The organism is Flagellimonas sp. 2504JD4-2 (assembly GCF_053642935.1).
Genome location: NZ_JBSIOV010000005.1, coordinates 319856 through 341806, shown reverse-complemented (window position 1 = coordinate 341806; position 21951 = coordinate 319856). Strand labels below are relative to the sequence as shown.

25 protein-coding genes are annotated in these 21951 nt (G+C 41.1%); 4 read left to right on the top strand and 21 right to left on the bottom strand.

Features of this window, described 5'->3' with window-relative positions; translation table 11 throughout:
• Positions 1–5: 5 nt before the first annotated feature.
• Entirely contained in the window at positions 6–2468 is a 2463-nt protein-coding gene (locus tag ACULLH_RS18545) for a ligase-associated DNA damage response DEXH box helicase (RefSeq protein ID WP_454090260.1), read from the bottom strand.
• Positions 2469–2734: 266 nt separating this feature from the next.
• Here ACULLH_RS18545 and ACULLH_RS18540 point away from each other — a divergent pair, with 266 nt between their 5' ends.
• A complete protein-coding gene (locus tag ACULLH_RS18540; RefSeq protein ID WP_454090238.1) occupies positions 2735–3157 on the top strand; it encodes a tellurite resistance TerB family protein in 423 nt (140 codons plus the stop codon).
• 2 nt (positions 3158–3159) lie between these two features.
• Here ACULLH_RS18540 and fbp read toward each other — a convergent pair whose 3' ends face one another.
• Positions 3160–4161, bottom strand: coding sequence for a class 1 fructose-bisphosphatase (fbp, locus tag ACULLH_RS18535; protein WP_454090237.1), 1002 nt, complete (start codon positions 4159–4161; stop codon positions 3160–3162).
• 112 nt (positions 4162–4273) lie between these two features.
• Between fbp and ACULLH_RS18530 the strand changes: the two genes are divergently transcribed.
• From ACULLH_RS18530 to ACULLH_RS18520, 3 genes are all read left to right on the top strand, one after another.
• On the top strand, positions 4274–4756 hold the full coding sequence (locus ACULLH_RS18530) for an N-acetyltransferase family protein (protein WP_454090236.1): 483 nt from the start codon (positions 4274–4276) through the stop codon (positions 4754–4756).
• Between the two features lie 28 nt (positions 4757–4784).
• On the top strand, positions 4785–6035 hold the full coding sequence (locus ACULLH_RS18525) for an aspartate kinase (protein WP_454090235.1): 1251 nt from the start codon (positions 4785–4787) through the stop codon (positions 6033–6035).
• Positions 6036–6114: 79 nt separating this feature from the next.
• On the top strand, positions 6115–7935 hold the full coding sequence (locus ACULLH_RS18520) for a GNAT family N-acyltransferase (RefSeq protein WP_454090234.1): 1821 nt from the start codon (positions 6115–6117) through the stop codon (positions 7933–7935).
• 14 nt (positions 7936–7949) lie between these two features.
• On the opposite strand, the gene ACULLH_RS18515 is transcribed toward ACULLH_RS18520, so the two are convergent.
• The 19 genes from ACULLH_RS18515 to ACULLH_RS18425 form a co-directional block, all read right to left on the bottom strand.
• The gene (locus ACULLH_RS18515) at positions 7950–8372 is read right to left on the bottom strand and encodes an arsenate reductase ArsC (RefSeq protein WP_454090233.1); all 423 of its coding nucleotides are present in this window, start codon (positions 8370–8372) and stop codon (positions 7950–7952) included.
• A gap of 123 nt (positions 8373–8495) precedes the next feature.
• Entirely contained in the window at positions 8496–8987 is a 492-nt protein-coding gene (locus tag ACULLH_RS18510; RefSeq protein WP_454090232.1) for an N-acetyltransferase family protein, read from the bottom strand.
• A gap of 9 nt (positions 8988–8996) precedes the next feature.
• Positions 8997–9494 (bottom strand): DUF6428 family protein, encoded by a 498-nt coding sequence (locus tag ACULLH_RS18505; protein WP_454090231.1) that lies wholly within the window; start codon positions 9492–9494, stop codon positions 8997–8999.
• A 2-nt stretch (positions 9495–9496) separates the two neighbouring features.
• Positions 9497–9820, bottom strand: a complete 324-nt coding sequence (locus ACULLH_RS18500) for an ArsR/SmtB family transcription factor (RefSeq protein ID WP_454090230.1) — start codon at positions 9818–9820, stop codon at positions 9497–9499.
• Between the two features lie 92 nt (positions 9821–9912).
• Positions 9913–10284, bottom strand: coding sequence for an NINE protein (locus ACULLH_RS18495; protein WP_454090229.1), 372 nt, complete (start codon positions 10282–10284; stop codon positions 9913–9915).
• Positions 10285–10336: 52 nt separating this feature from the next.
• Positions 10337–10723: a VOC family protein gene (locus ACULLH_RS18490; protein ID WP_454090228.1), complete on the bottom strand. Its 387-nt coding sequence runs from the start codon at positions 10721–10723 to the stop codon at positions 10337–10339.
• Between the two features lie 4 nt (positions 10724–10727).
• On the bottom strand, positions 10728–11192 hold the full coding sequence (locus ACULLH_RS18485; RefSeq protein ID WP_454090227.1) for a DUF1801 domain-containing protein: 465 nt from the start codon (positions 11190–11192) through the stop codon (positions 10728–10730).
• A 7-nt stretch (positions 11193–11199) separates the two neighbouring features.
• On the bottom strand, positions 11200–11706 hold the full coding sequence (locus ACULLH_RS18480; protein WP_454090226.1) for a DUF4199 domain-containing protein: 507 nt from the start codon (positions 11704–11706) through the stop codon (positions 11200–11202).
• A gap of 77 nt (positions 11707–11783) precedes the next feature.
• Positions 11784–12200: a response regulator transcription factor gene (locus tag ACULLH_RS18475; protein WP_454090225.1), complete on the bottom strand. Its 417-nt coding sequence runs from the start codon at positions 12198–12200 to the stop codon at positions 11784–11786.
• Positions 12201–12209: 9 nt separating this feature from the next.
• Positions 12210–13142 (bottom strand): 2-hydroxyacid dehydrogenase, encoded by a 933-nt coding sequence (locus ACULLH_RS18470; RefSeq protein ID WP_454090224.1) that lies wholly within the window; start codon positions 13140–13142, stop codon positions 12210–12212.
• 19 nt (positions 13143–13161) lie between these two features.
• The gene (locus ACULLH_RS18465; protein ID WP_454090223.1) at positions 13162–13527 is read right to left on the bottom strand and encodes a cupin domain-containing protein; all 366 of its coding nucleotides are present in this window, start codon (positions 13525–13527) and stop codon (positions 13162–13164) included.
• An 82-nt stretch (positions 13528–13609) separates the two neighbouring features.
• Entirely contained in the window at positions 13610–14962 is a 1353-nt protein-coding gene (mgtE, locus tag ACULLH_RS18460) for a magnesium transporter (RefSeq protein ID WP_454090222.1), read from the bottom strand.
• A complete protein-coding gene (gene rsmA / locus ACULLH_RS18455) occupies positions 14949–15821 on the bottom strand; it encodes a 16S rRNA (adenine(1518)-N(6)/adenine(1519)-N(6))-dimethyltransferase RsmA (protein ID WP_454090221.1) in 873 nt (290 codons plus the stop codon). The genes mgtE and rsmA overlap by 14 nt, the downstream gene beginning before the upstream one ends.
• A gap of 17 nt (positions 15822–15838) precedes the next feature.
• On the bottom strand, positions 15839–16147 hold the full coding sequence (locus ACULLH_RS18450; protein ID WP_454090220.1) for a gamma-glutamylcyclotransferase family protein: 309 nt from the start codon (positions 16145–16147) through the stop codon (positions 15839–15841).
• A gap of 4 nt (positions 16148–16151) precedes the next feature.
• On the bottom strand, positions 16152–16469 hold the full coding sequence (locus ACULLH_RS18445) for a DUF4286 family protein (RefSeq protein ID WP_454090219.1): 318 nt from the start codon (positions 16467–16469) through the stop codon (positions 16152–16154).
• A 34-nt stretch (positions 16470–16503) separates the two neighbouring features.
• Positions 16504–18291 carry a tetratricopeptide repeat protein gene (locus ACULLH_RS18440; RefSeq protein ID WP_454090218.1) on the bottom strand — a complete coding sequence of 596 codons (1788 nt, stop codon included), beginning with the start codon at positions 18289–18291 and terminating at the stop codon, positions 16504–16506.
• Between the two features lie 80 nt (positions 18292–18371).
• Positions 18372–19643 (bottom strand): serine--tRNA ligase, encoded by a 1272-nt coding sequence (gene serS, locus ACULLH_RS18435; protein ID WP_454090217.1) that lies wholly within the window; start codon positions 19641–19643, stop codon positions 18372–18374.
• A 51-nt stretch (positions 19644–19694) separates the two neighbouring features.
• Positions 19695–21011: an HTTM domain-containing protein gene (locus tag ACULLH_RS18430; RefSeq protein WP_454090216.1), complete on the bottom strand. Its 1317-nt coding sequence runs from the start codon at positions 21009–21011 to the stop codon at positions 19695–19697.
• A 1-nt stretch (position 21012) separates the two neighbouring features.
• Positions 21013–21942: a bifunctional riboflavin kinase/FAD synthetase gene (locus ACULLH_RS18425; RefSeq protein WP_454090215.1), complete on the bottom strand. Its 930-nt coding sequence runs from the start codon at positions 21940–21942 to the stop codon at positions 21013–21015.
• Between the last annotated feature and the right edge of the window lie 9 nt (positions 21943–21951).

Here is a 21951-nt window from a genome sequence, read left to right as displayed (position 1 = left end):
GTTAGTTATTTCGTTAAAATCTTGGTCATCCGCTTAATACGGTCCGCTAATTTTTCATTGGATAGTTTTTCCCGTAATCTGTCCGTAATAATCGGGAATGAAAATGGGGTAGGGTTCTGGCATTTTTTCCGAACAATTTCTTGCTGGGCAATGCGTTCCAGTGCTAATCGCAAACGACCTTCCTCGAGCTGGTGCTCAAAGGTCTCAGTGAAAGCTTGCTGATAGAGCAAATTGTCATCCTCAAAATCCTTGAACACATCAAAAAGTAATTGCGAACTGCTTTGCAGGTGTTTCATTTTGACTCCTTTTTCAGGATAACCGGTAAATACCATACCGCTGATGACGGCAATATCCCGGAACTTACGACGCGCCATTTCGTTGGAATTCAAACTTTTTTGAAGATCACTCAGCATATATTCTGGAGTGAACAAGTCGTTGTCCAACACCGCTTGAATATCAATTTCCTTATCTGAAAGCAGTTCAAATCCATAATCATTAAAGGCAAGGGAGCATGTAATGGGTGAGAGCAAACTTATCCTATAAGCCAGTAAGCTACTCATTCCCTCATGGATGGCACGACCTTCAAAGGGATAAAAAATATGGTGATAGCCATCATTCGTCTTAAAGGTTTCAATTAAAAATTGATTGGGCTGGGGAACAATGCTTTCTTCCCGTTGTTTGGCAAACAATGGGGCCAAAGACTTAATTTCCGGGGATTGGGCTTTGGATTCCAGTTCTGCGGAATACAATTCTTGGCGTAATAATTCGGACATTTTTGCGGAAAAACTCAAACGACCTCCCATCCACGATGGGATTTTATTACTGCGCTTGGATGAATTCCTCACCTGGGCGGTCATACCTTTTATACGGATAAATTCAAGATTCCGCCCGGCAAAAGTGAAAACATCACCTGGAGACAATTTTGAAATAAAAGACTCCTCAATCGTACCGATATATCCCCCTTTCTGGTAGCGAACCGATAGGCTGGCGTCGCCGACAATGGTTCCAATCTGAAACCGATGCCTTCGTGCTATGGCCAAATTGGTCACCTTAAACTTGCCATCGGGTTCCACTTCCACCTTTTTGTATTCGTCATAGGTCTTGAGACTTTGACTGCCCATCACCAAAAAATTCAACAACCATTGCCAGGTTTCCTCAGTAAGGGTTTGGTAACAGAATGTATTTTTGATTTCTGGATAGATTTCCTCGGGGTAAAATCCGTCCGAAACGGCAAGTGTGGTTAAATACTGAATCAACACATCATAACTGTTCAAGTATGGAATTCTATCTTCAACAGCGGCGTTCAATACGGCTTTTTGCATTGCCGAAGCTTCAATAAGCTCCATCGCGTGCGTGGGCAAAAAATAGATGACACTTTCTTTGCCCGGTCGATGGCCACTTCGACCAGCACGTTGTAAAAAACGGGCAACGCCCTTGGGGCCTCCAATTTGCACCACAGTTTCCACCGGGGCAAAATCCACACCCAAATCCAAACTGGAGGTGCAGACCACCGCTGTTAAACTTTCATTCCGAATGGCCTGCTCCACCCACAGGCGGGTATCCTTGTTGATACTGCCATGATGCATCGCAATTTCCCCGGCATACTCTGGATGTTTTTCTAAGATTTTTTGAAACCAGATTTCACACTGCCCTCGGGTGTTGGTGAACAGCAAAGTGGTTTTGCTGTTGTTAATAATGGGAACAACTTCTTCCAAAAGATGCAGACCCAAATGTCCACGCCATGGGAAGGTCTCCATCTGCTCTGGAATAATGCTTGTTACGGTAATCTTTTTGTTGAGGTTGGCTTTGACCAAAATTGAATTTTCAAGTTCCGAAGACGTAGGCCCCAACAACACTTCACGCGCCTGTTCCAAGTTACCGATGGTCGCTGAAATTCCCCAGATCCGTAAATTTTTACAGATTGTCTTTAATCGTGAAAGGCCAAGTTCCATCTGCACTCCTCTTTTAGAGCCCAACAGTTCGTGCCATTCATCCACCACAATGGCGGAGCAATCCTTAAAAACCTTGTCGTAACCCTTGGATGAAAGCAGTAGTTGAAGACTTTCGGGAGTTGTAATCAACAAATCGGGCATGCTCCGTTTTTGTTTGGCTCTTTCGGATGTGGTAGTATCCCCCGTGCGAATTCCAACCGTCATTTGGGTTTCCAGATCTTGGGTAATTCGTTCAGCGGATTGCTTGATTTCTTGGGAAAGGGCTCGAAGGGGAGTTATCCAAATGGCTTTAAGTCCTTTTTTGTGCTTGGTTTTATAGTCTGGATTGTTTTTAATGTAGTTCAGCACAATGGGAAACCAAAGGGCGTAGGTCTTTCCGCTACCTGTTGGAGCATTGAGCAGCCCATGTTTTCCATTCAGAAAAGCTTTCCAGGTTTCTTTCTGAAATGGGAAGGGTTTCCAATCCTGTTGATGGAACCAATTTTCGGCAATATGGAAAAGTTCAGATTGTCGCAGCGGAACAATATTGAAAGGTTAGATAGCACAAGCCGTCAGTTCGAGTTTTTCCAAAGGAAAAAGTATCGAGAACAAGGTTTTTGGTTCGAAAATTCTGATTCTCGATACAAAATTTTTGACTTCGGCTCAGCTCAGTCAACAAAATTCACTCGAATTGACGAATTTTCAGTCAAAATGCGCTACGGTTAAATTACAAATTTCTTTTGGTCATAATTTTACAATCCTTTCTACATTAAGAATTATATTTGCCGAACAAATTTTTGCACATGCCCATTTTAGATTTATACGAGCACGGAGAACAGCGTAAAAACTTGGCCCACTTTGCCACTTTGGCCACTTTGGCCGCTTCAGACGGGATTATTACTGAAGAAGAAAAGGCTATCCTTGACAAGTTTGCCTTTAAACTGAACATTACCGATGCGGAATACAAAGAGGTAATGAAAAAGGAGAACAAATATCCGATTGAAACTCCACATAGTGGGGAAAAGCGTTTAATGCGTTTGTTCGACTTCTTTAGAATGGCATTTGCGGACAGAAGCATCGATGAGGACCAAGAAAAGCTAATCGAAAAATACGCCATCGGCTTGGGTTACTCACCAGAGGATGCAATGGAAATCATCAAAAAGTCTTTTGACATTTTCTGCGGGAAGATAGCTTTTGAAGATTTTCAGTACCTACTTAAAAAGTAGATTTAGGCCTGCATAAACTCCTCTGCCTTTTCTACCATTTTTCTACTTCCACAGAAAAAGGGAACACGTTCATGTAATTCCGTGGGCTGGATTTCCATAATTCGTTGGTGCCCATCGCTGGCCTTTCCATTGGCCTGTTCCGCCAAAAAGGCCATAGGGTTACATTCATAAAGTAGACGAAGCTTTCCTTTTTGGGCCTTACTGCTCTTGGGGTACATATAAATTCCACCCTTGATCATGTTTCGGTGAAAATCAGAAACCAAGGAACCAATATATCTTGAAGTATAAGGTCTATCACCTTCTTCTTTTTGACAGTATTTGATGTAGTCCTTTACTCCTTGCGGAAAATGGATATAATTCCCTTCGTTTACCGAGTAAATTTTACCAGTTTCTGGGAATTGCATATTGGGGTGCGATAGATAAAAGGTTCCGATGGCCGGGTTCAATGTAAAACCGTTCACCCCATGACCTGTGGTGTAGACCAGCATCGTTGAAGTTCCATAAATAATGTAACCCGCCGCCACTTGGTTTTCCCCAGGTTGAAGGAAATCTTCCAAGGTAACGGGAGTTCCGACAGGGGTAATCCTTCTATAAATGGAAAAGATGGTACCAACGGAAACATTCACATCAATATTGGATGATCCATCCAGAGGATCTATCAATACCACATATTTATTTTGATGGTTCTCATCCAGACTATTGATACTGATGAAATCATCTTCCTCTTCAGAAGCAATTCCACAGACAATTTCCCTGTTTTTAAGGGTTTGGATGAACTTTTCATTGGCCAACACATCCAACTTCTGTTGATTTTCACCTTGTATATTGGTATCGCCTGCAGTTCCCAAAATGTCTACCAGACCTGCTTTGTTAACCTCATGATTGACTACTTTAGCGGCCAATCGTATAGCATTTATCAATTTTGAAAGCTCCCCTGTGGAGTACTGGAATTCAGTTTGATTTTCGATGATAAATTCACCAAGAGTCTTGTTCTTGTGAGACATGAATGTAGGCTGTTTTATTTGGCGACAAATATCGTGTATTTTGTGAAACTATAACGATTTCGTATCATCATAATTTTGGATATTTATAACTTTGAGTTTTATTTATAACAATATGGATTTTTCAATCAGAAACGCAGCAAAAGAAGATATGGGAGGTGTTTTGGCACTTATCAACGAATTGGCAGAATTTGAGAAGGATCCTAATGCCGTTGAGATAACCCAAGAAGATTTGGTGAAGGACGGTTTTGGTGAAACTAAACTGTTTCATTGCTTTGTGGCGGAAAATGGAGGAGATATCGTTGGCATTGCCTTGATTTATCCAAGATTTTCCACTTGGAAAGGGCCTACGGTGCATTTGGAAGATTTAATTGTTACCGAGAAAATGAGGGGAAGCGGTCTGGGGACCGCACTTTTGGATGAGGTGGTCAAATATGGACATTCACTTGGAGTGAGAAGAATATCGTGGGAAGTTTTGGATTGGAACGAACCCGCCATAACATTTTATGAAAAGAAAGGAGCGTTGGTAAGACGTGATTGGGATGTAGTTCAACTCGACGAAAAGGGAATCAAAAATTATATTGAAAGTTTAAATTAACCTATAGGGTAATATAGAAAAGAAACTTATGAGAGTTTTTAAGTTTGGTGGAGCATCGGTCAAAGATGCTGAAGCAGTTAGGAATGTTGTAAAAGTACTGGAAGAGACCGGACATGAGGATACGTTTGTAGTCATTTCCGCAATGGGCAAGACAACCAACGCCATGGAAAAGGTAGTTGCTGCCTACTTTAAAAATAAGTCCGCAATAAATGCTTCCATACAAGAAGTCGTTGAATATCATGAAAACATTCTTGCCGATTTGTTCGACAACAAAAATCATCCTGTACATGCGAAGGTAAAATTACTTTTTGAAGAGGTGAAAGGCTTTCTGACCTGGAACAAATCTCCCAAATATGCCTTTGTGTACGATCAAGTAGTGGGCTACGGAGAATTGGTTTCCACAACCATAATTAGCGAGTATTTGAATGAGGTTGGGATTCCAAATGTTTGGCAAGATGTTAGAAATTTAATCAAGACAGATAACAACTATCGTGATGCAGCGGTGAACTGGGACCGTACCCAAAGTGAAATCTCTACCAAGGTTGATATGGCCAAATTGAACATAACCCAAGGATTTTTGGGGAGCGATGACAATAATTTTACCACTACCTTGGGAAGAGAAGGGTCGGATTATACAGCAGCAATTCTGGCGTATTGTCTCAATGCACATTCTGTTACTATATGGAAGGATGTCCCCGGAGTCTTGAATGCTGACCCGAGAAACTTCGAAGAGACACGATTACTTGACAAAATTTCTTATCGCGAAGCTATTGAACTGGCTTTTTATGGAGCCTCGGTGATTCACCCTAAAACACTTCAACCTTTACAACGAAAGGAAATTCCCCTGCACGTGAAATCCTTTGTGAATCCAAAAGGTAACGGAACGACCGTAGGGAAAGGAGAGGATATATCCCCTAAGATTCCATGTTTTATTGTTAAGAAAGACCAGGTATTGCTAAAGTTATCTTCACTTGACTTTTCCTTCATTGTAGAGAATAACATAAGCGATATTTTCAAATTGTTCCATGACCATAGAATGAAAGTGGACCTTATTCAAAATTCTGCCATTAGTTTTTCGGTTTGTTTGGATAACAAATTCAATGGACTTCAGCCCATGTTAAATGAACTCAAAAGAAGGTTCAAGGTTGTTTGTCATGAGGAGGTGTCCTTGTATACCATACGCCATTTTGATGATAACGCGGTAAAATCGCTTCAAAACGGCAGATCGGTACTGGTAGAACAACGGGGCAAGGAAACTGTTCAGTTAGTAGTGAAATAGAAACTTCAAAGGCAACGTTAAATAAATAAAATCCCAATTTGGGATTTTTCTATCTTTACGTTTACCTAATTTATTTTTTATGGGGCTGGTTTCCGCCAAAGAAGTTGCAAAGGTCATTAATCTAGATAAATACGGGTTTCTCGGCACCTTTGTAGGATGGCTTTTAATGGTCGCCACCAAGATTACCACTATTAACCGTTTTTACAACAAGAACAAATCACTTTCTGGAAGGGAATTTCTTGATGAGATTCTTGACCATTATGAAATTGATTTTGAGATTCCGGAGGAAGATCTTAAGCGACTTCCCAAATCAGGACCTTATATTACAATAAGTAACCATCCTTTGGGGGGTATTGATGGGGTATTGCTATTAAAATTGATGCTTCAGGAACGGGATGATTTTAAGATCATAGCCAACTTTCTCCTGCACAGGATAGAACCCCTGAAGCCTTTTATTATGCCGGTCAATCCTTTTGAAAACCACAAGGATGCAAAAAGCAGTGTCATGGGGTTCAAAAATGCGCTGCTACATTTGAAAGAAGGGCATCCTTTGGGAATATTTCCCGCAGGGGAGGTATCTACGTATAGAGATGGAAAACTGGTCGTGGACAAACCCTGGGAAGAAGCTGCCCTGAAATTGATACGAAAGGCTGAGGTACCAGTGGTACCCATTTATTTCCATGCAAGGAACAGTCGGCTCTTTTACCGACTTTCCAAGATCAATGACGTTTTTAGAACCGCCAAACTACCTTCAGAACTTACATCACAAAGTAGTAGACCGATCAAGGTAAGAATCGGCCAACCTATTTCTGTTAAGGCACAACAAGAGGAACCTACCTTGGAGTCCTTCACCGAACTACTTCGCAAAAAGACTTATCTGTTGGCGAATGTGTTTGAAAAAGAGCGTTTGATTGATATGGTTCCCACCACGTTAAAGATTCCAAAATCTCCAAAGAAGATTGCAACAGCGGTGAGCCCAAAAGTGTTGCAAGGAGAGATTGATAAGTTGCGGGAGAAAGATTGTCGAATGTTGCAAAGCAAAAACTATGAGGTGTTTTTGGCCCAACAGTCCGATATGCCATTTATTTTGAATGAAATTGGCCGACAGCGAGAGATCACCTTTCGTGAAGTAGGTGAGGGGACAAACAATTCCATTGATCTAGATGAATTTGACACCTATTACCATCACTTATTTCTTTGGGACAATGATGAGCATTGTATTGTTGGCGCATATCGCATGGGACTGGGTTCGCAAATTTTCGAGACCTATGGAATCGATGGATTTTACCTTCAAGACCTTTTTCGATTTGAACCGGAGTTGTATGGAATGATGGAAAAATCCATTGAAATGGGGCGAGCCTATATTATGAAAGAGTATCAGCAGAAACCCATGCCTCTCTTCTTGCTTTGGAAGGGCATTGTGCACACAACCTTGAGGCATCCTGAGCACAAATATTTAATAGGAGGTGTGAGTATCAGCAACCAGTTCTCCAATTTTTCGAAATCGTTGATGATAGAGTTCATGAAGTCCAATTATTGGGATCCCTACGTAGCGCAATATGTAAGGCCGAAAAAGGAATTCAAAGTGCAGCTTAAAGATGCGGACAAAGAGTTTGTTTTTGACGAGACCCAAGCGGATTTGAACAAGTTCGACAAATTGATCAGTGAGATTGAAACAGGAAGTCTGCGTTTGCCCGTCTTGATTAAAAAATACATCAAACAAAATGCAAAGGTAGTTGCCTTTAATGTAGACCCATTGTTCAACAATTCAGTGGATGGATTGATGTATATTAGAATTGCAGATCTCCCCGAAAGCACGGTAAAACCTGTAATGGAAGAATTTCAGGCCGAATTGGAACGAAAAATGGCAGAAGGGAATATCCCCACCGCCATTGATTAAACAATATGGTTGGTTTAGTTGACCAATTCTTCTTTCACAAAAACGTGACAAAACTCTTTGATCTCATCCCTCGCTTTTAGGAAAGCGGCGTGTTTCACATCTGGAGTGCCGATCACCTTGGATGGATCAAAAAAGTTATGATGTATTCGTTCTGCATTTTGCGCAGGAATGAAGGGGCAGTTTTCCTTGGCGTGATCGCATACAGTTATGATAAAATCCCATTCAATTCCTTGATACTCATCCACGTGATTGGACGTGTGTTGCGAAATATCAATGCCATCTTCCTTCATAATGGAGACTGCTCCAGGATTTAGTCCATGGGTTTCGATTCCAGCACTATAAACGTTGGCCAACGAATCTTGAAAGTGGTTCAAATAACCGTGGGCCATTTGGCTACGGCACGAATTTCCGGTGCAAAGCACCAATACGTTTTTCATCTGTTTAATTTTTTTTGATTTCTGAATATTCAAAAAAAATTGAATACATTCAGGAACGCACATAAATTTTAATCATATAAATGATGAAAATTCATGTTGGTTTCATTTGTTGTTTTTAAGCGTTTAATCTACTCCGACTTTGGTGCTTCTTTTTTCAAATAGCAGATTGTCTTTCCACATACCGTCAAGTTTACCTACCCGTTCTCGTTTACCGATAAAACGAAAACCTACTTTTTTATGCAAATATATGCTGCCTTCGTTTTCCGGAAAGATTCCAGACTGAATTGTCCAAAATCCAGCCCTCTCACTTTCAGTAATCAATTGTTCCAACAGCAGTTTTCCTACCCCTTTGCCACGGTCAGTTTTCCCAACGTAAACGCTGACTTCCGCGACTCCGCCATAGACGCATCTGCTTGAAACAGGGGAAAGGGCAGCCCAACCAACTACCTTGCCATTCTCCTCGGCCACCAAACGACATTGTTCAACGTGGGCTTGATCCCACTGTTGATAGTCTGGAGTTTCCGTTTCAAATGTTGCAAAACCAGTTGCGATTCCCTCTTTATAAATTTGAGAAACCTGCTCCCAGTCCGATATTTCCATTCCCCTTATTTCCATTTTTTATATTTAGCAGCAGCCGCCACTTGGGTCGCATCCTGCGCCTGCCTCAGCCATTTCGCCATTTACTTTTTCGGTTACACCGCAAGTTTCTTTCGCTTTACAGTCTGTTTTTTGGACTGAGAGTTTAAAGGTCAACGAATCTGCATCCAAAGTGTAATCATCTACAAAAAGCTGCGCCGTATGGAAGTCTGCGTTGCTATATTCAAATTTAACTTCAGCTTCCGAAGTCATCGGTTTTACACGATCGACCTTGTTTAAGATTGCCAAAGCCTTATGGACGGACATGTACTCCGTTTTTCCAATTTCCAAAGGACTTTCCCAGAGTTGCACAATGGTCTCTTTCCAAAAATCGGTTTGGGCACCACAGTCAATAGCGTCGATGGTGATATTTTTAACTTCGGTAATATGATAATTCGCTCCCACTAATTTATCGGGAGTATATTCAAACAATAGACTTTTGTCTTGATGTTGTTTTAATAATGATAAAAATTCTGATGTATTCATGATTAACAGCAATTAAAGTTAATATTGGTAAAGAACATTTGAAAAGATTGTTGTAATTCTTCCCATCGTTCTTCATGTATGCAATAACAAAGATTTTTGCCTTCAAAAGTTCCCTTTAAAAGGCCAATTTTTTTGATTTCGTTCAAATGTTGGGAGATAGTGGGTTGGGCAAGACCGATTACATCCACCAGGTCGTTACAAATACAGCCTTCTTGCTTGCTTATATATTCCAAAATGGCAATGCGAGCCGGATGTGCCAAAACCTTGGCAACCTGCGCAAGTTCATTTTGTCTTGAAGTGAAGATATGTGTTTTTGTCGCTCCCATTAGAGTACAAAGATATAAAATATTTTAATATTGCAATATTACGATGATAATAATAAATAAAAAAGCCAGAGTGGGATTCCCTGGCCATTTTCTTAAAACCAGGGTTTGCGCCCGACCTGGTACGTATTATAAAACTCTTCATCCGATTTGGTAAGGTAAATAATTCCCTCGACCACAGTTACTACCCAAACTATCATATTTGCAATTCCGCAAGTAACCACACCAAGGATTATGGTACACACCAAAAGAATGATGCCTTCTTTGTTGTACCCTAAAATGAACTTGTGGATTCCAAACCCACCCAGAACAATCGCCAAGATTCCGGCGAGAATCTTTTTGTTATCTGCGTTGATGGTTTCTTTTACCCCTTCGCTAAATTCTTTGGCTGTTTCTTTTGCTTCTTCGGCAAATTCATTTGCCGCGTCTTTGGCTTTGTCTCCTAAATCTTTTTCTTCTTCGGACATGGTATTGTTTGTTGGTTAATACTAATTCTAAATGTAGCAAATAATTCAATACCTATAGAAATGCTTTATCAACAGGCTCCCATAGCTCTATTTTATTGCCTTCAGGGTCCATAACCCACCCAAATTTACCGTAATCGTACTCCTCCATCTCGCCTACAACCGTGACACCTTCCTCTTTCAATGTGGCCAAAAGCTCGACTAAATTTTCTACCCTAAAGTTCATCATGTACTGTTTTTCACTGGGTTGAAAATAGGTGGTATCATCTTTGAACGGGCTCCATTGCGTCATGCAATCGTTACCTTCTTTATCTTTCCACCAAAAACTCCAACCATATTGATCTGTTGGAATCCCTAGGCGTTCTTTGTACCATTTTTTAATTGTATCGGGATTTTTTGTTTTAAAAAAGAATCCTCCTAGTCCGGTTACTCTATTTTTCATCTGGTTATTTTTTTCGATTTTTTACGTTCTTTTCATAAAGTGCAATCCAAGCGTCCGAGGTCATTTTTTGGCATAACTCGGCAATAAGGTCATAGGGAATGGTCTCCATTTTTTTGAAACGGATGCAGCTTTTTCCCATATCCAACTTAGTGCTAACATACTTGGGGTATTCGCCAACAAACCAATCCAGAAGGTCCTTATCTGCATAAATCCCTGAATGGTATAGCGCCACAAAATGCTTTTGCGAAGCAATATTGATAAAAGGCAATGGTAATTTTGGGTCGCAATGATAGCCATCAGGATACAAGGAATGTGGTACCACATAGCCTATCATCTTATAACTGATACATTCCTCAAAACCTTTGGGCAGATTATCCCTTACCGTTGTTCGCAGTTTGGAAACCGCTTCCTTTCTGTCTTCAGGCAGTTTGCTTACATATTCATCTGGAGTTTTGGCGTCTATTGTCATGGCAAAATTATTTTCGTTGTAGAATCAAAGCTGAAATTAGTGAAATAATAAATCCAATTACAAAAACCATCATGGCCATAAATACAAACGAAACCAACGGATTGGAAAACATTTCTTTTTCAGCATTTAGCTCTGCCAATCTTTTTTCAAACTCATCGGGCGGCATCGTATTTCTTAGCCCCTCAACTACGGTATTGTAATAATCCGTCATAAAATCGGGATTGAGTACCTGCGAATAAATTGTGTCAAGAACACCAAAGGCCAACGCGGTAATAAGACTGATCAAGATTCCGATGATCAAAGCATTTTTAAAACTTACCTTCCCCTCGTTTTCCTTATCCCTAAAATGTTTAACCCCAAAATAGACGAAGCCCAGGGATAGGATCATCGAGGCATAGCCTATTATTTCTTGTGTTGTGAATGATAAATGGTCTAGCAGGAACAGACTAATAAGAAAGAGAATCCAAATAGTGACCGCTCCATAGAGTCCAAATCGAATTACTGTTTTTTTCATGTCGATGTATTTAGATGATTGCCATAAAAGTAACCAGCTGAGCAGGTTCGGCACTCATACTAAAGTACCAAAATCAATTAATGGGAAAGAATTTGAAGGTCTTTTGCCCTCTGAATGGCCTGTGTTCTGCGTCTGGCATCCAACTTCACCAAAAGGTTGGATACATGGGTTTTTATGGTGCTTTCGGAAACAAAGAGCTTATCCGCAATTTCTTTGTTGGACAATCCCTCGGAAATATGGACCAACACTTCATATTCCCTGTTGCTAATGCCCAATTCGCTTATTTTTTTGGAATCGATTGTAGATGAAGAGGGTGACTTCTTGTTTAAAGATTTTTTGTTGATGTAGATCCCGACAATAAAAAAAATGATGGCAACTATGGCAATGGCCACTTCAACAGAAATATCCCCTGAGATATAAGCATACTTGCTAAGTTGGAACAGCACTAACAGCGCAACAATAAGTGCAGAAAAAACAAAAATGGTCTTTTTCACCCACTAAATTTAGCAAAATCTATCTTGGATCTTATCCACGATGGTCTGCGCTAATTTTTCCTTGCTCTCCACCGTCCATCCAGCTACATGGGGGGTAAGGAGCACATTTTTTGCCTTACGAAGATATTTGAAAGCTTTGGGTTTTTGGGCAAACATGTTTTCAAACGATTTTTTTTCATATTCTAAAACATCCAATCCTGCGCCCAAGATTTTTTCCTCTTTAAGTGCCTTGACCAAATCTTTGGTGACAACGCATTTTCCTCTTGCCGTGTTGAGCAGCCAAAAGGGCTTGTGAAAATTTTCTATGAATTCGGAATTGACCATTCCGACCGTCAATTCGGTCTGTGGAACATGGAGACTAACAACATCCGACTTTTGCTGGAATTCCATAATCCCAACTTGACGGGCATTTTCATCGCCTACTCCACCAACAATATCATAACAAATGACCTCTACATCAAAACCTCTGAGTTTTCTAGCAAATGCTCTTCCCATATTGCCATAACCGATAATTCCAACTGTTTTTCCATCCAGTTCCACTCCACGGTTGCCTTCACGGGCCCATTTGCCTTTTTTAACCTCCCTATTGGCCTTGGTCATTTTGTTCATCAAGGACAACAGCATACCTAAAGCATGTTCACCCACGGCATTTCTATTGCCTTCCGGCGCGGAAGCCAAAAATATCCCCTTAGCTTTGGCATGATCAGTGTCAATATTCTCCAATCCAGCACCTACCCTTCCAATAAATTTTAGATTGGTGGCCTTATCCAGAAACTGTTGGTCCAAAGTGAACCTGCTTCGAATAATTAAGCCATCATATAAGTGAATCTTCTGCTCTACCTCTTCTTTAGTCGATTCGTAATCCTCGTCATTCTCGAATCCCAATAGGGCCAATTGCTCTTGAAGTAGGGGGTGGTTGGTGTCTAAGTGAAGAACTTTCATCCGCTAAATATACAATTCATTAGATTTTTGGGTACTCGGTCTGTGTCATTTCGTGCTCAACATTTCCTGTGTGGGCGGTGTTTTGCTTTTCAAAAAGAAGAAGGTGCACTTCTTCTCCTTCTTGGGTTGAAGGACAATGTTCCACTCCTTTGGGTACTACTATAATTTCACCTTCTTTTACCACTTCTGTTCGGTCCCGAAACTTCATATGCAAAGTTCCTTTCAATACTTGGAAAAGCTCATCCTCATCGTCATGGGCGTGCCAAACAAATTCGCCCTGGATCTTGGCCAAAATCACCTGCATGTCATCGACAGTGGCAATTTGATGTGGGTGCCATTGTTTGGAAAAAAGTTGATGCTTTTCTTTTAGATTGATAGGTTTCATAGGATAGGATATTATGTTGTACTTAGTTGCGAATACTTTGGAAAGCTTTCAAAAAAATAAGTTTTACTGATGGGAAAAAGAGTTATATGCCCAAAATGACTTTGGCAATCCAAAAGTAAATCAGAATACCAAAAATATCGTTGCTCGTCGTAATAAACGGACCTGTTGCAATAGCAGGGTCAATACCTCTCCTATCCAAAAACAACGGGATAAACGTACCTATGATTCCAGCAACGATTATTACCGCCACTAGGGAAATTGATATGGCCAAAGCGATTAAGAATTCCCCTTTCCATATCCAGGTAAAAAGCAAGAGAAGTGCTGCCAGGATGAGCCCATTCAACAATGCCAAAAGCATTTCTTTGATAAGTCGATTGCTGATACTTCCCTTTAAGTCATCATTGGCGAGACCTTGCACAATAATCGCACTCGATTGTACCCCAACATTACCGGCCATCGCCGCGATCAAAGGTGTAAAGAAGAGAATTTCTGGTGCGTTTTCGACAATGGTCTCAAAGCTGCCCATGATCAAAGCAGCTCCCAGTCCTCCAAAAAGCCCTAAAATCAACCAAGGTAATCTTGCTTTTGTTAAGTCTAGAATACTGTCATCGGCCTCTACGTCCTGTGAAATACCGGCTGCCAATTGGTAATCCTTATCAGCTTCTTCCTTGATGACATCAACTATATCATCAATGGTAATTCGACCTACCAATCTGCCAATCTCATCAACAACCGGAATGGCTTCCAAATCATATTTGGACATAATCTTGGCCACTTCCTCGGACTTCTCATTGACATCCACGGAATCCACTTTTGGGATGTACACATCTTTGATGTGGGTTTTCGTGGAAGTGGTCAATAAATCTTTTAATGAAAGTCTCCCTTTTAGTTTTTCCTCATCGTCCACCACATAGATGGAATGTACCCTGGTAACATTTTCAGCTTGGGCCCTCATTTCCTTTACACAGGTGAGCACGTTCCAATTTTCGTTCACCTTTACCAATTCCTTCGCCATAAGACCACCCGCAGAATCTTCATCATAGCGGAGAAGATCAACGATATCCTTAGCGTGCTCTTTATCCTCAATTTCTGAAATAACTTGTTGGACAATTTCTTTTGGGAGCTCATTGACAATATCAGCAGCATCATCCGTGTCCAACTCTTCCAGCTCTCCCGCGATTTCTTTTACGGATAGGTTATTCAAAACGGACTCACGAATATCCTCATGCATTTCAGCAAGAATATCCGAGGTTTTTTCACTGTCGAGCAGTTTGATTAGATAGGTGGCCTCATCCACAGTAAGCTCATCCGCAATCTCAGCAATATCCGCATAGTGGAATTCCTTCATCATAGACCGGAGTGCACTGTTCTTGTTTTCAGTGATCAACTGCTTGATGTCAGCTATAAGCTCGTCTGTGAGTTTAAACGGAGTCATTGGCTATCTTCTGTGTTAACGCTACAAAGTCGGCCACATTGAGCTGCTCCGGGCGCCGGTCAAAGATAGTATCTTCTTTTAGATTATGGGATAGGTTGAAAGTTTTAAGACTGTTACGGATTGTCTTGCGCCTTTGATTAAAAGAAAGCTTAACAACTTTGAAGAACAAATGTTCGTCGCAGGGAAGTGCAATATTCTCTTTGCGCACCAAACGCAACACACCGGATTGTACTTTTGGAGGAGGGTCAAACACATCCGGAGGCACCGTAAACAAATATTCGGCCTCATAGAAAGCTTGAACAAGTACGGATAGAATACCGTAGGTTTTGGTTCCCGGTTTTTCGCAGATTCGTTGCGCCACTTCTTTTTGGAACATTCCGGAAAATTCTGGAATCTGCTTTCGCATTTCCAACATTTTAAAAATAATCTGGCTAGAGATGTTATAGGGGAAATTTCCTGTTATCGAGAATTGCTCATTGCCATAGAGTTGCTTTAAATCGAATTTCAGGAAATCTGCCTCGATCACATTTAACCTATTGTTCCGTTCCAAGATAGCGGGATGCTCCAACCTAAAACTATGGTTCAGATAGATAATCGATTCTTCATCCAAATCCATAGCAACAAGATCCAGATTCCTTTGTAGAAGGTATTTGGTGAGAACGCCCATTCCAGGCCCGACTTCTATCACATTGGAATAACCTTTGAGGGAAAGGGTTTCGGCAATTTTTTGGGCAATAGACTCGTCCCTAAGAAAGTGTTGCCCTAAATGCTTTTTGGCTTTTACCAAACCTTCTGCATTCCCGTTTTTTAATTTTGGTGACTTGCCGCGAGCTGGTTTCTTTTTGTTTCTTTTAGACACGGGACTTTTTTTGCAAGTTAATCCGAATTTTCGAGATAGACCCAGGCTTCGATACCAGATTCAAGCGTCAATTTAATACGGCTGTAGGCGCTGGTTTCATAAATATCAGCTTTGCTGAGTTCTTCCATGGAAACCTCATAAACTTGACCTTCAACCGTGTTTTGGGGATTATTGGTCCGAACCACCAAGGGATACCGCCCGTACACGGCATTATCCATTCGTTTAAAACCACGGAGGGAATCTGGTTGTCCCTTTAGTTTTCTTTGAAAGATATACTGCTGTACCTGGATATCTTGAAGTGTCCCGTAGGTGAAAAGATATTCCAAAACCTCAGGGAATCTGTTGGCTGATTACTTCAAGCTCGGTCCTAAAAGCAACAAATTTATCGGCAAAGCGCTGTAATCCATCCCCCCGTAGGCGCTCAGCGTCCTCTTTGTAATATGATTCGAGGGTAGCCCTATCTTTTGTTGTGTATTGTATCGAGTAAGTTACGCCTCCCATTTCCTCTTCAACCAAAACCTTGACCATTTTAGCATGGGAAAACTTTCCAGTGGCCAACATATCGGGTACATGTTTGTCCCTCATCCATGACAACCATTCATCGTGTACGCTCTCATCGATGTTTATGGTAACATTATAAATCAGCATTCCAAGTAGTTTAGCTAATCAAAGAAACGAAGAATTAGTTGATTGCATCGCCTCGGAGCCTTCTAAAATGCTTCCGGGCCTTCGGAAAGTAATAACTGTCCTGATAGTTGTAGATGATCTTTTCGTAATGTGCCTTTGCCTTTTCGGGTTGATTCAACTGAGTTCGATAGAGTTCACCCAAAGCAAAATGGGCATCGTCGGCAAGAATGCCATCGGCATAGAATTCCACTATCTTTTTATAGTTGAATTCCGCATCGGAATACGATTTTTTGGCTTCCAAAAGTTCGGCCTGCTTCAAGAGGGCCTCGTCCTCAATTTTTTCACCTTTATGATGTTGTAGAATATCTTCCAAGGTCTCGATGGCCTGTTCGTTTTTGTTTTGATAGGCCAATAAATCGGCACGGGCGTACTTTTTAAGCGCTGTTTGAGTCGAATCCTCCAGGGAATTGTCCGAAATTATCAAACTCAGTTGCATGGCATCATTGGCAATCAACTGTGAAGTGGAACCTCGAAGCACCTTAAGTTGGGTCAAGGCCCAGTCAAAATCTCCCTTATAAAAACTGGTCTGGGCTACTTTAAAACGGGCATCCTGACCAAGAATATCATTTTTTAGGCTTTTTTGTACTTGGGTAAAATAGATAAGAGCTTGATTGAACTTTTGGTCAAACACCAAAATATCACCAAGGGCCAATTTTACATAGGCTTTTCCCATGCGACCCAAGGGTAGTTCCAAGCTTTCCTTCAACATGGCAATGGCCGGGGCCGGGTTTTCTTTTTTGAATGTGAGGAAATTGGCATAGGCAATTTGCAATTGGAGTGTTCTGCTTTGATTACCATATTCCAACACTAGTTCATCGAACTTCTTTTGCACCGCATTGAGTTTTTTACCATTGGCCTCGATAAGCTCAATATCGATTAAATGCAGCTCAGCGTTCAATTTGGAGACTGGGTCATTGCTGTTTTCCACAATAAACTCAAAGATGGAAGTGGCCGAATTATGGTTTTTATCCTCCAAGGCAATTTGACCCAAACTGTTAAGTCGGTCCAATGAGGTTTCATCTGTGCGCTTATAAATGGCTTTTTCCTGTCCGAAAGCGCTATTGTATTGTTTTTGTTGCACAAAAAGCCAACTCAACAACTCGTTCCATAGCACATCTGGATTTTTTTGTGCGTTTTTGAGCAACACTTTCCTTAGCAATACATTATTGGCATTGGCTGGGTCTTCGGAAATAAAATCATCGATATTTCTTAGCACATTGGAACGCGAAGTCCTTCCTTCTGCGATAAGGTTGAGATAAGATTGGTACATTTTTTCAATGTCGCCTTGCTCACCATAAATTCTGGCCAACTGAAAATCATAATTCAAATCCGGTTTTAGGGCCATTGCGCGGGTATAAGCCCGTATGGCATACTCCAGCAAAGCATATTTTTGGAATCGATACCCAACGCTGTAACCGTAATTTGGATTTTCATCGATTTTGAACAGTGCCTTATCGTAATAGATACTGGATTTCTCAGGTTGATTTTGCAATGTATAATTGTATCCCAGCTCAATGAAAAAAGTAGGGAAGGCATAGGTGTCCTCTATTTTTTTCAATAGGAAGCTCTCGGCGTCAGTATACCTCTCCAATTGTTGGTAGCAGGCCACAAGTCCTTCTGAATAATCTGTGCGCCTGGGATTCTTCCGAACAAGTTTTTCATAGAAAACCACCGCTTTTTCGTAGGCCCCGTCATTGAAATACTGCTTGGCAAGAAAATCTTCCTGCGCATGGACGGAACTTTGAAATATAAGGTAGGTAATAAGGAATAACAGGAATCGCAATACGTTCTTTTATTTCAAATATAACGTAGAAAAAGGCGGAATTCTGTTAAGTGAATCCAAATAAAAAGGTTAAATGGCGCCTATTTGATCATCTCAAATCCACAATAAGGAACCAAAACCTCTGGAATTTTGATGCCATCCGGGGTCTGATAATTTTCCAAGATTCCTGCCAAAACCCTTGGCAAAGCCAAGGCACTCCCATTTAGTGTGTGGGCCAGTTGACTTTTCCCATTTTCATCCTTATATCGAAGCTTCAACCGGTTCGCTTGGAAGGTCTCAAAATTGGAAACGGAACTTATTTCCAGCCATCTGTCCTGAGCGGTTGAAAACACTTCGAAATCGAATGTCAAAGCAGAAGTGAATCCTAAATCGCCCCCGCACAATCGTAAAATACGATACGGTAATTTCAATTCTCGAAGTATATTTTTCACATGTTCCACCATCTCATCCAATGCCTGATACGATTTGTTGGGATGTTCAATCCTGACCACTTCGACCTTATCAAACTGGTGCAGGCGGTTCAATCCGCGAACATGGGCCCCGTAACTTCCAGCTTCCCTTCTAAAACAGGGAGTATAGCCGGTATACTTTATCGGGAAATTCTCTTGGGAAACTATATCTCCCCGGTGCAAGTTGGTAATAGGAACCTCGGCGGTCGGGATTAGATAAAGATCATCTGCTTGAACATGGTACATCTGACCTTCCTTATCTGGGAGCTGACCAGTACCATAGCCAGAAGCTTCGTTGACCATAAGGGGTGGCTGCACCTCGGTGTATCCGGCCTCAGTGTTTTTATCCAGAAAATAAGAGATCAAGGCGCGTTGTAATCGGGCGCCCTTTCCCTTGTAAACGGGAAACCCGGCACCAGTTACCTTTACACCAAGTTCAAAATCGATAATGTCATATTTTTTAGCGAGTTCCCAATGCGGCAATGCCCCTTCGTTAAGTGATGGGATGTCGCCTTCTCGAAAAACCTCTTCGTTATCCTCATCGGTGTTTCCCGCCGGAACCGATTCGTGCGGAATGTTGGGAACTTGGTACAGCTGGTCTTGCAATGCTTCCGTAGTGGCAGCAAGCTCTTCGCCCAACTGTTTTGACGCTTCTTTTAGGCCTGCGGTTTGAGCTTTGAGCGTATTGGCCTCTTCAGCTTTTCCAGATTTGAAAAGCATGCCTATTTCTTTTGAAAGCTTGTTGGATTCGGCTAAAGTGCCGTCCAGCTCGGTTTGGATAGCTCGTCTTTTTTCATCCAAATCAAGAATAGCGGACAAGATAGGTTCGGCATCAATATTTCTTTTTTTGAGAGCAGTAATGATACTTTCCCTGTTTTCCCGAATCGTCTGTAATTGAAGCATGGCCTTGTTTTGAGCCGCAAATTTAAGTCAAACTGAATAGTTGCCCAACTATTATTCTTTATTGGAAGGCCTTATCCATTCATTATGTGCAAAATGTTTCCAAGGAACACTTGCCAAGTCCACTTTCGGATCTATAAGCTCTTGATATTTTCTTTTGTTCACTTTGACTTTACCGTAAACAAAAACCTGAATATCTTCTCCTTTATCAGCATACTCTTCTTTTAGGTGCTGGGCAAACTGCCATATAAAATCTGGATAAGTAGCAACTTTTCGACGTTGTTTTTTGGTCAGATATTTATCTAAGTCAATATATTCACCTTGGTTAGTCTGCTTATTGACAACCTTGAAGCGAATGTTCCCGGAGCGACTTCGGAGCATCATCCGCCAGCTAAGCCGATGTCCTTCCTCCGTCCAGAGAACATCATCTTTAAATGTATGGTGTCGTAGGGGCAAAAGTATTTGGGCCACGAAATAAATGCAGAGAACGGATATCATCCATTTCTGGTTTTTAGGGTGATCCAAGGTCTCTTCAATAGTTATCTTTTTAGGTTTCAGGAAGATATTGCGTATGGTCTGTGGAGGGAAAAAGAACACTGTAAATGCTAGTGACAAATATGGGAAAATCCCAATCTGGAAGACAATGCTGTTGAACAAATGGAAAAATATCGAGAAAGCAAAAGCTATCTTTCGTGTTGGTTTCCAGAGAAGGGCCGGTACAATGAGCAGATCGAATAGAATACCGAACACACCTACTATTTTATGCACCCATTTCTGTTGAAGCAATTCACCGATAACATAATAATCGCTTTTGGATTTCATTAAAATTTCGATGATGCTGAAATCCAACCAATCCTCGTACAGTTTTGCCACGGAGGCATAGGTGTATACTATAAAAAGTTGCAAAATGATGGTCCATCTGATCCAATTGGACATGGAATGCGATTGAATGGACGGATTTTGCTTTGCATCCAACGAAAAACTTCGTTCTGCAGGAAAAAAGGCCATTATGTAGGCCAATAGCATTAGCAGGTAATAATGGTTGTTGTATGAGGTCTTTTGCATCAAATAAACGGCAGTCCACATTAGGGCAAAGGCAAAAGCACTATATCTATATTTATACCCTACGGTAATCAGAAGCCCTAAAGTACCCATAATGGCAAAATAGATATACATTCCGCTCCCCGGTAAGGGCTGTAGCCATTCAAAACCGATAAAACTGAAGGTGAACTTGGGTTCGACAAGGGTTTTTCTAACCCAGCCCGTAGCAATTGCCCCATAACACTCTGCACTCACCAAAAGCCCATAGAACACTCTGAAAACGATGAGCGGGGCATTGTCAATTTTTTTAAAAAGAAATTGCGTGAGCATCTTACTTGGAGATTAATAAGAGCGACTGTTTCTTGTCTTGCTTGAGTTGTTCTTGTAGTTCTTTAACAGAATCAAATTTATGTTCATCGCGAATACGATGTAAAATATCCACCTGAATTTTTTGGTCGTACAAATCTCCCCCAAACTCAAAAAAATTCACCTCTATGCTCTTTTCGGTGCCAGAAACTGTAGGATTGTATCCAATGTTCATCATACCGTGATATTCAATGCCATTAAGGAGGCTTTTTACCACGTATACCCCGTTTTTTGGAACAAGTTTATACTCCTCTGCTATATGCAGGTTGGCCGTTGGAAAACCAAACTGTTTGCCCAAACCTTTTCCTTTTTTGATGGTGCCCGTCAACATGTATGGATAGTTGAGATAGCTGTTAGCCGTAGCAATATCTCCATCAATAAGGGCGTTTCTGATTTTAGTGGAACTTACCGAAACTTCATCGATTTCCTGTGCAGGAATTTCTTCAACCTCAAAATCAAGGGTGTTTCCGAACGTTATTAGGTCTTGGATATTGGCATTGCGGTTTCTGCCAAATCTATGATCATAGCCGATTATGATTTTTTTGGTCTTTAGACTGTTCACCAAGATGTCACGGACAAATTCGGTGGCTGACAAACGGGAAAAATCTTTGGTAAACGGATGTATGATCAAGTAATCCAGTCCCATTTCATCCAAAATCCTGATTTTTTCGTCCAAAGTGTTCAACAACCTGATATCCGTGTCTTTTTGCAATACCATCCTTGGATGGGGGAAAAAAGTAAGCACTGTGGACTTTAATCCTTCATTTTTGGCATTATTTATGAGGCGTTCCAATATCTTGCCATGACCGAGATGGACACCATCAAAAGTGCCAATGGTTACGGCAGTTTGAAAGGAAATATCTGTAAACTGAGAAATGCCTTGGACTGTTACCACGTAATCAAG

Excerpts from the sequence above, each read along its gene's own strand:
- ACULLH_RS18500 (WP_454090230.1), bottom strand. The coding sequence starts at position 9,820 with ATGGGAGCGACAAAAACACATATCTTCACTTCAAGACAAAATGAACTT.
- ACULLH_RS18480 (WP_454090226.1), bottom strand. The coding sequence starts at position 11,706 with ATGAAAAAAACAGTAATTCGATTTGGACTCTATGGAGCGGTCACTATT.
- mgtE (WP_454090222.1), bottom strand. The coding sequence starts at position 14,962 with ATGACTCCGTTTAAACTCACAGACGAGCTTATAGCTGACATCAAGCAG.
- ACULLH_RS18530 (WP_454090236.1), top strand. The coding sequence starts at position 4,274 with ATGGATTTTTCAATCAGAAACGCAGCAAAAGAAGATATGGGAGGTGTT.
- ACULLH_RS18520 (WP_454090234.1), top strand. The coding sequence starts at position 6,115 with ATGGGGCTGGTTTCCGCCAAAGAAGTTGCAAAGGTCATTAATCTAGAT.
- ACULLH_RS18525 (WP_454090235.1), top strand. The coding sequence starts at position 4,785 with ATGAGAGTTTTTAAGTTTGGTGGAGCATCGGTCAAAGATGCTGAAGCA.
- ACULLH_RS18430 (WP_454090216.1), bottom strand. The coding sequence starts at position 21,011 with ATGCTCACGCAATTTCTTTTTAAAAAAATTGACAATGCCCCGCTCATC.
- ACULLH_RS18470 (WP_454090224.1), bottom strand. The coding sequence starts at position 13,142 with ATGAAAGTTCTTCACTTAGACACCAACCACCCCCTACTTCAAGAGCAA.
- ACULLH_RS18495 (WP_454090229.1), bottom strand. The coding sequence starts at position 10,284 with ATGTCCGAAGAAGAAAAAGATTTAGGAGACAAAGCCAAAGACGCGGCA.
- ACULLH_RS18490 (WP_454090228.1), bottom strand. The coding sequence starts at position 10,723 with ATGAAAAATAGAGTAACCGGACTAGGAGGATTCTTTTTTAAAACAAAA.
- ACULLH_RS18445 (WP_454090219.1), bottom strand. The coding sequence starts at position 16,469 with ATGCTGATTTATAATGTTACCATAAACATCGATGAGAGCGTACACGAT.
- ACULLH_RS18515 (WP_454090233.1), bottom strand. The coding sequence starts at position 8,372 with ATGAAAAACGTATTGGTGCTTTGCACCGGAAATTCGTGCCGTAGCCAA.
- ACULLH_RS18510 (WP_454090232.1), bottom strand. The coding sequence starts at position 8,987 with ATGGAAATAAGGGGAATGGAAATATCGGACTGGGAGCAGGTTTCTCAA.
- ACULLH_RS18505 (WP_454090231.1), bottom strand. The coding sequence starts at position 9,494 with ATGAATACATCAGAATTTTTATCATTATTAAAACAACATCAAGACAAA.
- ACULLH_RS18540 (WP_454090238.1), top strand. The coding sequence starts at position 2,735 with ATGCCCATTTTAGATTTATACGAGCACGGAGAACAGCGTAAAAACTTG.
- ACULLH_RS18465 (WP_454090223.1), bottom strand. The coding sequence starts at position 13,527 with ATGAAACCTATCAATCTAAAAGAAAAGCATCAACTTTTTTCCAAACAA.
- serS (WP_454090217.1), bottom strand. The coding sequence starts at position 19,643 with ATGCTTCAATTACAGACGATTCGGGAAAACAGGGAAAGTATCATTACT.
- fbp (WP_454090237.1), bottom strand. The coding sequence starts at position 4,161 with ATGTCTCACAAGAACAAGACTCTTGGTGAATTTATCATCGAAAATCAA.
- ACULLH_RS18485 (WP_454090227.1), bottom strand. The coding sequence starts at position 11,192 with ATGACAATAGACGCCAAAACTCCAGATGAATATGTAAGCAAACTGCCT.